14 protein-coding genes are annotated in these 12,921 nt (G+C 42.0%); 2 read left to right on the plus strand and 12 right to left on the minus strand.

The features are described from left to right. Nucleotides 1-123 precede the first annotated feature (123 nt). Nucleotides 124-1,092, plus strand: a complete 969-nt coding sequence (locus tag AKG37_RS00515) for a sigma 54-interacting transcriptional regulator (RefSeq protein ID WP_060697104.1) — start codon at nucleotides 124-126, stop codon at nucleotides 1,090-1,092. A 14-nt stretch (nucleotides 1,093-1,106) separates the two neighbouring features. Next, the gene (trhA, locus tag AKG37_RS00520; protein ID WP_060697105.1) at nucleotides 1,107-1,745 is read left to right on the plus strand and encodes a PAQR family membrane homeostasis protein TrhA; all 639 of its coding nucleotides are present in this window, start codon (nucleotides 1,107-1,109) and stop codon (nucleotides 1,743-1,745) included. A gap of 35 nt (nucleotides 1,746-1,780) precedes the next feature. On the opposite strand, the gene AKG37_RS00525 is transcribed toward trhA, so the two are convergent. From AKG37_RS00525 to AKG37_RS00580, 12 genes are all read right to left on the minus strand, one after another. Further along, nucleotides 1,781-2,404 carry a lysophospholipid acyltransferase family protein gene (locus AKG37_RS00525; RefSeq protein ID WP_060697106.1) on the minus strand — a complete coding sequence of 208 codons (624 nt, stop codon included), beginning with the start codon at nucleotides 2,402-2,404 and terminating at the stop codon, nucleotides 1,781-1,783. 19 nt (nucleotides 2,405-2,423) lie between these two features. Then, complete coding sequence (gene folA, locus AKG37_RS00530) at nucleotides 2,424-2,909, minus strand: type 3 dihydrofolate reductase (RefSeq protein ID WP_060697107.1); 486 nt, start codon at nucleotides 2,907-2,909, stop codon at nucleotides 2,424-2,426. Beyond that, entirely contained in the window at nucleotides 2,906-3,700 is a 795-nt protein-coding gene (locus tag AKG37_RS00535; RefSeq protein WP_060697108.1) for a thymidylate synthase, read from the minus strand. The genes folA and AKG37_RS00535 overlap by 4 nt, the downstream gene beginning before the upstream one ends. Before the next feature lie 103 nt (nucleotides 3,701-3,803). Beyond that, entirely contained in the window at nucleotides 3,804-4,331 is a 528-nt protein-coding gene (locus tag AKG37_RS00540; RefSeq protein WP_058014866.1) for a phosphatidylglycerophosphatase A family protein, read from the minus strand. A gap of 18 nt (nucleotides 4,332-4,349) precedes the next feature. After that, nucleotides 4,350-4,967 (minus strand): YpjP family protein, encoded by a 618-nt coding sequence (locus AKG37_RS00545; RefSeq protein ID WP_060697109.1) that lies wholly within the window; start codon nucleotides 4,965-4,967, stop codon nucleotides 4,350-4,352. A 430-nt stretch (nucleotides 4,968-5,397) separates the two neighbouring features. Further along, complete coding sequence (locus AKG37_RS00550) at nucleotides 5,398-6,186, minus strand: class I SAM-dependent methyltransferase (RefSeq protein WP_060697110.1); 789 nt, start codon at nucleotides 6,184-6,186, stop codon at nucleotides 5,398-5,400. 66 nt (nucleotides 6,187-6,252) lie between these two features. Then, entirely contained in the window at nucleotides 6,253-6,687 is a 435-nt protein-coding gene (locus tag AKG37_RS00555) for a BrxA/BrxB family bacilliredoxin (RefSeq protein ID WP_060697111.1), read from the minus strand. 81 nt (nucleotides 6,688-6,768) lie between these two features. After that, nucleotides 6,769-8,445: a dihydroxy-acid dehydratase gene (gene ilvD / locus AKG37_RS00560; RefSeq protein ID WP_024422739.1), complete on the minus strand. Its 1,677-nt coding sequence runs from the start codon at nucleotides 8,443-8,445 to the stop codon at nucleotides 6,769-6,771. Between the two features lie 307 nt (nucleotides 8,446-8,752). Continuing rightward, nucleotides 8,753-9,889 (minus strand): conserved virulence factor C family protein, encoded by a 1,137-nt coding sequence (locus AKG37_RS00565; RefSeq protein ID WP_060697112.1) that lies wholly within the window; start codon nucleotides 9,887-9,889, stop codon nucleotides 8,753-8,755. Nucleotides 9,890-9,919: 30 nt separating this feature from the next. Continuing rightward, nucleotides 9,920-10,531: an HD domain-containing protein gene (locus AKG37_RS00570; RefSeq protein ID WP_420805442.1), complete on the minus strand. Its 612-nt coding sequence runs from the start codon at nucleotides 10,529-10,531 to the stop codon at nucleotides 9,920-9,922. Nucleotides 10,532-10,544: 13 nt separating this feature from the next. Continuing rightward, nucleotides 10,545-11,027 (minus strand): glutathione peroxidase, encoded by a 483-nt coding sequence (locus AKG37_RS00575; protein ID WP_060697114.1) that lies wholly within the window; start codon nucleotides 11,025-11,027, stop codon nucleotides 10,545-10,547. A 73-nt stretch (nucleotides 11,028-11,100) separates the two neighbouring features. Then, entirely contained in the window at nucleotides 11,101-12,783 is a 1,683-nt protein-coding gene (locus AKG37_RS00580; protein WP_060697115.1) for a formate--tetrahydrofolate ligase, read from the minus strand. Nucleotides 12,784-12,921 lie beyond the last annotated feature (138 nt).

Here is a 12,921-nt window from a genome sequence, read left to right on the forward strand (position 1 = left end):
AAAATAAACCAATAGATCAAGGATCAAACATAAAATTTAAAAACTTTTTCGTTTTCCTGTACATTTGTTTTAATTGGGTGTTACAATTGAACCAATTAGAACCACAAAGAAAGGAAACACCCCATGGCCACACATTTATTCACGTCTATCTATGGAGATCATCAAGACATCAAGCGTGCCATTCATCTGGCAAAACAATTCTCGAAAAACGAGCAGCCAGTCTTGATAACGGGAGAAATCGGCACAGGCAAAACTCGATTCGCCCAAGAAATAGCAAAAGCATCTGTTCCACACACAGCACTGTCACACATATATTGCCCCACCTTGAATGAAGAAATCTTGCAGAAAGCCTTCATGGAAAAGAACAATCAAATTCTTTATTTAGACGAGATTGGTGCCTTAAGTATTCCACTGCAGCACCAGATCATTCGTTTTCTAGACGCTTCACCTGCAACAAAAGTGATCGCTTCTTCGTCTTTATCAATAGAGGCACTCAGGGTTTCCTCTACCTTTTTACCTGAGCTGTTTTATCGTCTGAATGTTCTTCATTTGGCTCTTCCAGCTTTAGCCGAACGAAAAACAGACATTCCTGTGTTAACAAATGCTTTCTTTCAAGAGCTGAACATGGCACCAAGTATTGATTCAAGTGTTTGGGAGGCCTTGCAGCAGTATCCATTTGAAGGAAACGTGCAAGAACTCAAAAATATCGTTCATTACGCTGCAGCGATACTAGAGGGACAAACGGTCTTTTTACATCATTTACCGCCCTTTGTGTTAGCACCTCTTCCGTCAGCTGTGAAAGGAAAAAAGGAAGAACACCAGCTTACACTAATGGAAAAACAAGAGTTTGTTTTCTTGCTGGAAGCCATTAAATCTCTCAATGAAAAAGGAGAAGCTGCCAGCAGACGAATCTTATCTGAATTAAGCAAACAAGGAGATATCCCGCTGACCCCTCAGCAGGTGAGAAACCGCTTAGATGATCTTGAGAAAAAAGCATATGTGACGAAAGGAAAAGGCAGGGCCGGAACGAAGATTACACTTGAAGGTCTTTCATTTCTGAAGTCGCTTGATGGTTATATACCGGTTCAATAAAAGGAGGACATCCATTGTTTACTGTAAAAGAAGAAATTGCAAATGCCATTACACATGGCATTGGAGTTATTTTATCCATACCAGCCATTGTGTTTCTCGTATTATTCGCTGTTCAATACGGCACCGTCACAGATATTATCAGCTTTTCGATATTCGGTGCATCCATGCTTCTGCTTTATTTAAGCTCGACCTTGCTTCATAGCATCCGGCACAAAAAAACAAAAGATATTTTTGAAATCCTTGATCACTCGGCCATTTATGTATTGATTGCTGGTACATATACCCCCTTTTTACTTGGACCATTAAAAGGTGCACTCGGCTATACACTGCTTGCAATTGTGTGGGCCCTTGCTGCTGGCGGTATTGTCTTTAAAATCTTTTTCGTCAAACGCTTTATTATCGTATCCACCCTCGTCTATTTATTAATGGGCTGGATGATTATTATCGCTATTAAACCGCTCTACATCCAATTAACAGGTGCAGGATTTGGCCTCTTACTGTTAGGCGGAATATTATATTCAGTCGGAACCATCTTTTATATTTGGCGGAAAATCCCCTATCATCATGCGATTTGGCACAGCTTTGTCCTTGGCGGCAGTGCGTCGATGTTCTTCTGTATTCTATTTTATTGCGTGAACGTTCCTACTGCATAAAAAAACCAGCATCCACTATTCGGATGCTGGTTTTTCTATGCACGCTTTTGTACGTAATCACTGATCATGACAGGTGCTTTAATATGAATATCGACATTGACAGGACGCATTCTTTTTACGATCTTCCCAGTTAAAAGACGATCCGTTCCGCTCGTTTCAATTGGTACAAGCGGACAATTATATTCTTCAGCAAGCGCCTCTGCAAAATGACAATATGCTTCTGCAAGCAATACACTTTGCCCAGACACGATTCTTTGCTTTGCTTCTTCTAATAAGACCTCATCAGACTGGTTCTGACGAATGACGGCCATTTTTTTCAGCCATTGTTTTAAAATGGGATACCGAAAAAGATTCGGCTTTGTCATGAAAGCAAATGGCTTCTCAAGATGGCCAATCAATAATGTCGTCGTGACTGGACTCAGCTCTTTTGTGATATAAATTACGGGGCCTTCTGGCAGCTTTTTTTGCTGATGAATGGTCATGACTGATCCTGATTGATCAATACAACCTCGGGTAAATCTTTTTGCATGCTCATGAATGAGATGCATTCGTTTCGTATAGGAAATGCGTGGATCTGTTAATTCATGATCGTACAAATGCCTCATACTTTTTAAAAAGGATACAACAACATAAATCGTTAAAAACCAATAACGAAACAACCGTACTCCTCCTACTCATTTATCCTTTTTTGTCATAAACGACAAATTCATAATTGTAGGGGTTCTTTTCGTCACGATGGCCTTTTTCGCGTGATACAACCGTCCATTCGTCTTCATTGTAATCAGGAAAGTAGCGATCTCCTTCAAACGCATGGTGAATATGCGTGATATATAGACGATCTGCATATGGCATCATTTCTTCATACAGCTTAGACCCGCCAATGATAAATAACTCGGTTTCGCTTTCCCCAATTGCCAAAATATCAGCTATTGAATGAACAACCTCGCATCCTTCCGCTTCAAAAGAAGAACTTGTGGTGAGCACAATATTTCGGCGGTTAGGCAGCGCTCGTCCAATGGATTCAAATGTTTTTCTGCCCATAACAATCGTATGCCCGCCTGTGACTTTTTTAAAATACGCTAAATCTGCGGGTAAATGCCATGGCATTTGATTATCTTGACCAATGACTCGGTCTTTTCCTGTCGCCACAATCATGGAAATCATACACTGACTTCTCCTTTAATATGCGGATGCGGATCATAGTTCTCAAGCACAAAATCATCGAATGTAAAATCAAAAATGCTCTTTACATCTCTTGTGATGCGAAGCTCAGGCAGCGTGCGTTCCTCGCGCTCTAGCTGCATTTTCACCTGCGGAAGATGATTTTGGTAAATATGAGCATCTCCAAGTGTATGAATAAACTCTCCTGGCTCAAGATTTGTCACTTTGGCAATCATCATCGTTAGAAGAGCATATGAAGCAATATTAAATGGCACGCCTAAAAAGATATCTGCCGATCTTTGATAAAGCTGGCAGGAAAGCTTCCCATTTGATACGTAAAATTGAAACAGACAATGACAAGGAGGCAGCGCCATTTGATCAATTTCCCCCGGGTTCCAAGCGCTGACGATCAGTCTTCTTGAATTCGGGTTGTGCTCAATATCATGGATCAGCTTTGTGATCTGATCCACGGTCTCGCCGTCTCCGCTCGCCCATGATCTCCACTGCGCTCCGTACACACGGCCCAGTTCTCCATTTTCATCTGCCCATTCGTTCCAAATCCGGACACCATTTTCTTGAAGATATTTGACATTTGTATCACCTTTTAAAAACCACAGTAACTCATGAATGATCGATTTCAGGTGCAATTTCTTTGTCGTTAAAAGAGGAAATCCTTCCTGTAAATCAAATCTCATCTGGTAACCGAACGTGCTGATTGTACCTGTTCCCGTTCTGTCACCTTTTTCATCCCCGTGCTGTAATACATGACGGCATAACTCTTTGTATTGTTTCATTTTTTTCATCCTTTATTTATGTTCTTGTTGTAGTTTACCTTATTTCTGCTTTTGTTGAAACCAAAAAAACATGCCTGCGTAATGAGCAGACATGTTTTTCTGTTTATACTTGATTCACTCGATCCTGCTCTTCATCCTTAATATCTTGGTGTGAGTGAGCAATGCGGCTTGCTGCTGCTGCGGCAAGTGCAGCGACTAGGTCATCAAGGAAAGTATGCACTTCACCTGGACGGCCTTCATCTAATTCTCGAATAATCCCGAATTTCTCTTTATCCAAATAACCGAAGTTGGTCAAACCGATTGATCCATATACATTGACAATGGAAAGCGGAATAATCTCATCAATTCCATATAGCGGCTCATCTGTTTCAACTAAGTGCTGTAAAGGTTCTGGCAAAAGCTTTTGTTCTGCCAGCTGATCAAGGGCAAGACCTGTTAAAACTGCATGGACAATTTCCCTTTTATTCAGCACTTTTTCAACATTTTCAATACAGACACTAAGTGGAAGGTTTGGATGATATTTTTCTTGAAGCTTCAGCACAATGTGTGCGATATCTTCAATTTTCACACCGCGCTCGTTTAACATTTGTTTTGTAATCTGCACCATTTCGTTCATTGTATACTTTTTCAATTGGCATGACATCTCCTTCTAGTGGCTCATCCAGCTCGGCGGGGTGTTTTTGTCCCAGTAAATATTACCGAGTTCATGATGCGTCTGGAATCCATCATCTGCTGTATGGTAATGAAAGTTAAACCAATATCCGCTGTGTGGCGGCTGATCTCTTCTTACATGGAAACGGAGCAAATCTTCTCCGGTCTTGCGGTTATAAATATGAAAGATTTTTTCACCATTTCCGCTTGAAGGCTGATCAGTTAAAACAACATCTTGAAATTTTTCGTCATCTTTGAAATTTGTTAAATAGTCGGTTAACACTTGTTCAATCTTCGGTTGAATCTCTTCTCTGTACTCGTCCTCAATGACAGGTGTAATTTTACGACCAAATTTGAGAAAGGATTGATTTTCTGCACTTGATAGCACCTCTTGCTTATATTTCTCAAAGGAGTCTATCTGCTTTTTGTTGTCCTCTTGCGATAGTTCCCAGCTGCGCATTTCATCTGATGTCTCATAAACCGCTGTATAAGGCGTTTTATCAGATGAAGAAAGTTCAGAGGGCTTGTCTGTCATCAAAGCCGACGGAGGAGAGACTAAACCAAAAGTTGCAATCGTAAAGAGCACAACAAGTGTTTTTCTCATCCACATCTTCATGATATCTAATTCCTTCCATAAGTTATCATACTGCTATTCTAGCATATAATGAATTTTCAGTCATTCAATTTGGTCACCGATAAGAGACTTTCTTTTTCATAATAAAACGTTTACAATGGCAATAAAGGCGACTAAAATTTGGGAGGAATGGATATGCTTGAAGGTTTTTTCATTACGGCTTCCTTGCTGACGTTATTTTATTTTGTCTATATGGAGATTACGGATTAAAAGCCTTAATGAGGGTTTTTCAGATTGTTGACAAAGGGCTAAAATGATCTTGATTTTAGCCCTTTGTCTTCTTTTCAGCGTGATAGAAAACCTTTGCAGTCTAGGAAGGACGAGCAGCGGAGCGGAGCGAATTTGATATTCGTGAGCACCGGAGCGCAAACTGACACCGAATGCGAGGGTTTGTCTACACGCTGAAAAGCCCTTAATGAGGGCTTTTTTCTTTTTCTATATATCCATAATGAAATTGGGCTGTTTTTCGTTTTAAGACGTGAAATTGATAAGAGTCTGCTAGAAATCGTGTGCTTTTCCAGTGATCTTTTAAAACCACTCTTTTTCTCGCTACTCTCAGCGCTTCTTGTACGGCTATTTCGTTGTCAAATTGGTGCTCTGCCGCATGACGAAGCGGGGCGATACTTGCAGATTCTTGAATGGTTTCCTCAAACATTGGATCAAAATAGACGACATCAAATGAATCATCAGGGAGCTCCTTTAGCTGCTCGATACTGTCTCCGCTTAAAACAGAAATCCGTTTCATCGCTTCATCTGCTTCTTTTATCCCTGTTTCCCATGTGTTTAGTCCTTCTCGTACGAGTAATGCTGTAATGGGATTCTTTTCGATACCGACGACCTTTCCATTCTTTCCTAATGCCGAGCTTGCTGTAATGGCATCTGACCCTAAGCCAAGCGTACAATCTAAAAAAGAATCGCCCGGCTGAAGCTGCGTGGCTTCAATTAAAGGATCCTTTTCTCCGCGCAGGAGCCGCTTCACTCTGAACATCGCTGAGCTTGGATGAAAGAAGAACTTTTCACCATTTGGCTGATACCATTCGAATCTTTCTTTCCCCACAACAAGGACGTCCCCTCGTTTCAACGCAAGCTGCTTGACAGATTGTTTGCGCCTCTCGATATACTCACCATGTAACTCCTCTGCAAGTGCCTTTGCTGTTTCAATCGTTTGGTCATTTGCTCTAAAGCTTGTTGTAATCAGCATGCTGTGCCTCCATCATGATTAAGAAAAAATGCCCTGAATAAATGACAGGGCATTTCAACACTTGTATTAGCAATGTTTTTCGAATGCAGATAAGACGTTTTTCATGATGTCTTCCATTTCATGACCTTCAATTTCGTCACGTGGGATAAAATGAACGAGTTCATTTCCTTTTAAAAGTGCCATAGATGGAGACGATGGCTCTTCGCCTGTGAAGTATTCTCTCATTTTCGCCGTTGCGTCCCTGTCCTGACCAGCAAAAACGGTCACGATTCGATCTGGTGTTTTTTCTGCCTTCATCACTGCTTGAGTAGCAGCTGGGCGTGCTAATCCAGCAGCGCATCCACATACAGAATTGACTACCACAAATGTCGTTCCTTCTGCTTCCTGCATCGTTTGTTCTACTTCTTCTTCCGTTGTTAGTTCTTGAAATCCTGCACTTGTCAGCTCTTGACGCATTGGTACAACGAGCTGGCGCATGTATTCTTCATATGCCATTGACATAAAAAAGCCCCCTCTATAATCCTTATGTTGTGAATAAAGGATACTATAGAGAGAGGCAATTTTCAAATGTTCGATATCAGATTAAATTTTCATGATTCCGCCTGTATTGGCTGATGTCACAAGTTTTGAATATCTAGCAAGGTAACCCGTTTTCACTTTTGGCTCAAAGCCTTTCCAGTTTGCTTTTCTTCTTTCCCATTCTTCCTCTGGAACATCTACGCTTAAAATGCGCTGTTCAATATCGACAACGACGTGATCACCATTTTCAACAAAGGCAAGCGGGCCGCCCTCAGCTGCCTCTGGAGAGACGTGTCCGATCGATAATCCGCGAGAAGCGCCGGAAAAACGTCCGTCTGTAATTAATGCAACCTTTGGCCCAAGCCCCATTCCGACAATTTGTGAAGTAGGTGCAAGCATTTCAGGCATACCTGGTCCGCCTTTAGGTCCTTCGTAGCGAATAATGACAACATGTCCTGCTTCTACTTTTCTATTAATGATGCCTTCAAGGGCTTCTTCTTGAGATTCAAAAACGATCGCAGGTCCCTCGTGGCGTGTAATCCCGTCTTGTACCCCGCCCGTTTTAATGATCGCGCCATCTGGTGCAAGGTTTCCAAATAGAACGGCTAAGCCGCCTTTTTCAGTAAATGGCTTGTCAATTGGATAAATGACGTTATAATCTTTTACCTCATGTCCCGCAATGTTCTCGCCAAGCGTTTTCGCAGTGACGGTCATTGTATCTAAATGTAGAGCTCCTTCTTTTTTAGACAATTCATTGAGTGCCGCTGTAACGCCGCCTGCTTCATGTAAATCCTCAATATAAACATCCGAAGCTGGTGCAAGCTTTGATAAATGAGGCACACGTTCTGCTACTTCATTGATACGTTCAAGTGAATATTCAACACCTGCTTCATTTGCAATTGCCAGTGTGTGAAGAACTGTATTTGTTGAACCACCTAGAGCCATATCTAATGCAAATGCATTATCAATTGCTTTTTCAGTGACAATATCTCGTGGTTTAATATCCTTTTTAATGAGCTCCATGAGTTGTTTTGCTGATTTTTTCGCAAATTCTCTTCGCTCTGGTGATGTCGCCAAAATCGTTCCATTTCCAGGAAGAGCAATACCGAGTGCTTCTGCCAAACAGTTCATTGAGTTAGCTGTAAACATACCAGAACAAGATCCACAGGTTGGACAGCCAAACTGCTCTAATTCATTTAATTCTTCTTCATTGATTTTACCTGACTGATATGCGCCAACCCCTTCAAATACAGAAGAAAGAGAGATTTTTCTGCCATCACTTGTTCTACCCGCTTCCATCGGCCCGCCGCTCACAAAAACAGTTGGGATATTCACGCGCATCGCTGCCATCATCATTCCTGGTGTGATTTTATCGCAGTTAGGAATACAAACCATTCCATCAAACCAATGTGCAGATACAACGGTTTCTACAGAGTCAGCAATGATTTCACGGCTTGGCAATGAATATCTCATTCCGATATGCCCCATCGCAATTCCATCATCGACGCCAATCGTATTGAATTCAAATGGAACCCCTCCAGCTTCACGAATGGCTTCTTTGACAATCTTCCCGAATTCCTGAAGATGGACATGTCCTGGGACAATATCAATATAGGAATTACATACGGCAATAAATGGCTTGCCGAAATCCTCATCCTTTACCCCCGCTGCTCTTAGTAAGCTTCGGTGAGGTGCTCTGTCGATTCCTTGTTTAATCATATTACTGCGTAGTTCTGCCATCTGTTTAAAAAGCCTCCTATACTACAAGTCTTGTTGACTGCATGATTTTGAGTTGATTTTATTTTACAAATTTTCTGTTTATTTAGCCACCTATGAATGACTGATGACCAACATGGCTGCTGAAGCAAGCGCTCAGCAAGGTTCGTGTCATAAAATCTGACCTCCAATATTCTATATTGGTACTACTATATAGAGTTTTTTCGCATATTTCAACAATATTCAAAATAATTTTTCTAAAAAAATTTTTCTGTCTATCATTTTTAGAAAAACAAGCTGCTTTTCATTGGCAGCTTGTTCATTTTCCCCATCATTCGGACGCATTCTTTCTACTTTCTGTCATTTGCTTCCATACAGAGCCTTTCGCTTCTTCCCCATGCTCAATGCGCTCAATCGCCATTTTTACTTGAAGACTAACTTCAAACTCAGGGTCTTGCTCTGCTTCTTTTAGTGCTTCAAGTGCCGTTTCGTCGCCTTCTTCATAAAGGAACATAGCAGCACGCCAGCGGACAAGCTTACTCGGGTCCTTTAAGGCAGCGATCATAGCATCAATAGCGCTTGGGTCACCAAGGTCAGAAATAGAGTCGCCAGCCGTTCTGCGGACCGTCACTGTTTTGTCTTCGAGCCCCTTATATAAAATAGGCAGAATGGCAGGATCTTCAATCATGCCAGCATTCACAACGGCTTGTCTGCGAATAGACGTTTTTGGGTCCTCCATCGCTTTCATTAAAACAGGAATATCCTTTTCTTCTGGCTGCATTTGCTCTAAATGGGCAAAACGTTTTTTCCAATCTTCCTCACGCAGCATATCTTCTGTTACATCATATGCCTTTCGGTTCACCTGTCTATCTACAGCTTCTTGACCTTCTTTAACGGCTTCTGTTAATCGGGCTAAACGCTCGTCATCATAGGCGGCTTGCAGCTCTTCTGTGACTTCCTGCCCGATATCCGCAAATTCCCCAAAACGAACGCCATGTTCTTTCCACACTCGTTCAAACACAACATTGTCTGAGCTGCTTCTAAGTTTTAAAATGGCCGCTTGAAAGCGTTCAGGCATGCCAAACCGTTCTTCTCTTTCACCGTCTGACAGTTTCACCTGCATCGGAATGCCATTAAACATTTGGACAAACACTTTCACTTCGCCAAATGTGTCATCACCTGATGACGATCCTTCCTGAAGGCCCTCCGTTTCTTGTCCAAACGCTTCTCTGACCTGTTGTAAAATACCCTGCCAGTCAAATTTTGCATTCCGTTCGACAGCTAGGAAATCCGCGACATGATAGACCCCTTTTACCCCTTCAATGTTTAAAATACGCTGAATCATCTCTGGCGCTTCGTCTTTCTGATCCTTTTTGTAATTGTTGCTTTTACCGCCGGCAAGTGCTTCTGTCAAAATCACCTTCATCGTATTCGGACTTGGCGTCGGTTCTATGGCTGTTATTTTCATTGATACATCCTCCTTACACACATAAAGACCCTACTCATCTGTAAGGCCGCATTCTTCTTTCCACGTTTTGATAAATAAACTCATCAATGCATGCCGCTCATTAGCAAGCTGCTTTCCTGCATGAGTGTTCATCAAGTCTTTTAATTTGAGTAATTTTTCTTCCATATGCTTTAGTACGGAGCCCTGCTTCGTGTCCTTTGTAAAATGGGGCTCACCTTTTACACCCGCATACGTAAACACCCTTGCGATGCCGCTTGCTCCTATCGCATCCAGCCTATCCGCATCTTGAACAATGGCCCCTTCTAATGTCATTGGTCTAAACTGCTTATGCCGATGACGAAAAGACATTGTTGTAATGATGTCCATGATATAGCGGATATCCCGCGTGTTCATTTCCCATAAAAGGAGCTGGTGCTCAAGCTGCTCCTCGGTGACCTTCCATTCACTTGACAGCTTTTCATCAATTAAATCATGAACAATCGCTGCCATTTCGATAATAAAAAGAGAGCCGCCTTCCTGATTGGCAATATGGACGGCAAGCTGGCGTACACGAGCAATATGAGCCGCATCGTGCCCAGTCGGTTCATTCTTAAGCCTATCTGAAACAAAGGAGGCAGCTGCCTCCAATTGCTTTCTCTGCATGATCGTCAGCATCTTATTTGTCCAAAAGAGCGATGATTGAGCTTTCTAATTCTTTTGGTGGTGTTTTCGGTGAGAATCGTTCAGTGACTTCTCCGTTTTGGTCCACGATAAATTTTGTGAAATTCCATTTCACTGTTTTCGTCCCAAGCACACCTTTCGCATGACTTGTTAAATGTTTGAACAGCGGGTGTGCCTCTTCGCCATTGACATCTACTTTCGCAAACATAGGGAAGGTCACTCCATAATTCAAAGAACAGAATTCTTGAATGGCTTCTTCTCCTTCAGGCTCTTGATTCATAAATTGATTGCACGGAAATCCTAAAATTTCAAGGCCCTTTTCATGATATTGATCATATAGCTCTTGTAATTGTTTAAATTGAGGAGTCAGTCCGCATTTGCTTGCTGTATTAACAATAACAAGCACTTTTCCTTTGTAGTCTGCCATCGATTTTTCCTGACCGTTAATGGTCTTGACCTGAATATCATAAATTGACATCTCATAGCCTCCTGGATTCACTTTTTCCTATCGTAACATGCTTTTTTTAGAAAATCGCTTTTTATGCTTCCGGTTAAAAGAGTCCTGTCACACTGCCGTCTTCTAATAAATCCATTTCGAGCGCCGCAGGCTTTTTAGGAAGTCCAGGCATTGTCAAAATGCTTCCGGTTAAGGCAACAATAAATCCTGCCCCTACAGACGGCTTCAACTCTCGAATCGTAATAGTAAAGCCTTTAGGTCTGCCGATTAAAGCTGGATCATCCGAAAGGGAATACTGTGTTTTTGCCATACAAACCGGAAAATGAGCCCAGCCGTTTTGCTCAATGGCCGCCAGCTGCTTTCTTGCTTTGGATGTGAGCGCGATCCCATCTGCCCCGTAAACCACTTGGGCAACCTTAGATAACTTTTCTTCAATGGAGTCATTCTCTTCATACAAATAAGAAAAACTGTTCTTCTTCTTTTCAATGAGTTCCGCAAGCTCTTCGGCTAGTGCTGTCCCGCCTTCGCCTCCTTCTTCCCATACATTCACGGCTTTGACTGGATGGCCATGATTGCCGCACCAATCTTCTATCGCTTGAATCTCTTCTTTTGTATCCGTTATAAATCGGTTCACTGCAACGATATATGGAAGACCGAAAGCCCGCACGGTTTCAATATGCTTTTCTAAATTATGTATACCTTCTAATACGGCATTTGCATTCTCTTCTTTGAGGTCTGTTTTCTTCATTCCGCCATGCATTTTCAATGCTCTGACTGTCGCCACAATGACAACTGCACCAGGTTTGAAATCACCTGCTCTTGTTTTAATGTGCAGAAACTTTTCTGCACCAAGATCCGCTCCAAATCCAGCTTCAGTTACGACATAATCGGCTAGCTTTGCAGCCATTTTGGTTGCAATTAAACTATTGCAGCCATGTGCAATATTAGCAAAAGGACCGCCATGTACAAGGGCAGGGGTTCCTTCAATCGTTTGAACAAGATTCGGTTTGAGCGCGTCTTTTAAAAGTAACGTCAGAACACCCTCATATCCAAGCGCTCCAACTGTGACTGGCTCGCCTTCTTGATTATAGGCAACAACAATAGAAGAAAGACGTTTTTTTAAGTCTTTTAAGTCTTCTGCTAAACAGAGGATCGCCATCATTTCGGAAGCAACCGTAATGTCAAACCCATCTTCTCTAGGATACCCATTTAACTGACCGCCAAGTCCAACCACGACCTGTCTTAATGCACGATCGTTTAAATCAAGCACCCGCTTCCACACAATGCGGCGCGTGTCGATACCGAGTTCATTTCCGTGATGGATATGGTTGTCAATAAAGGCAGATAAGGCGTTATGTGCTGATGTGATGGCATGAAAATCTCCTGTGAAATGAAGATTGATTTCTTCCATTGGAAGCACCTGTGAATAACCTCCACCCGCTGCGCCGCCTTTTATGCCCATTGTTGGACCTAATGAAGGCTCACGCATCGCAATGATCGCTTTTTTGCCAATTTTTTCGAAGGCTTGACCAAGGCCGACTGTTACGGTGGATTTCCCCTCACCTGCTGGAGTAGGATTGATTGAAGTCACAAGAATCACGTGTCCTTCTTTTTGTTCTTTTAGACGGTCAAAAATAGTCAAAGATATTTTCGCTTTTGTGAAACCATAGCATTCTAATTCTTCGTCTTGTATTTGCAGCTTTGCTGCGATGTCTTGAATTGGTCTTAGCTGAGCCTTTTGGGCAATGTCAATATCTGATAAATGCTTTGTGATCATAACGAAAGGGCCTCCTTTTTTTACAGAAACAGCATTCTTTTTTGCTCTATTTTTCATTGTAACATAATTGAAACATTGAAATATCGCCAGAAAGTTCCTATAATGAAGTGAAATTAGCTTTGATTCAGGGGGTGGCGA

The organism is Bacillus australimaris (assembly GCF_001307105.1).
GTDB lineage: Bacteria > Bacillota > Bacilli > Bacillales > Bacillaceae > Bacillus > Bacillus australimaris.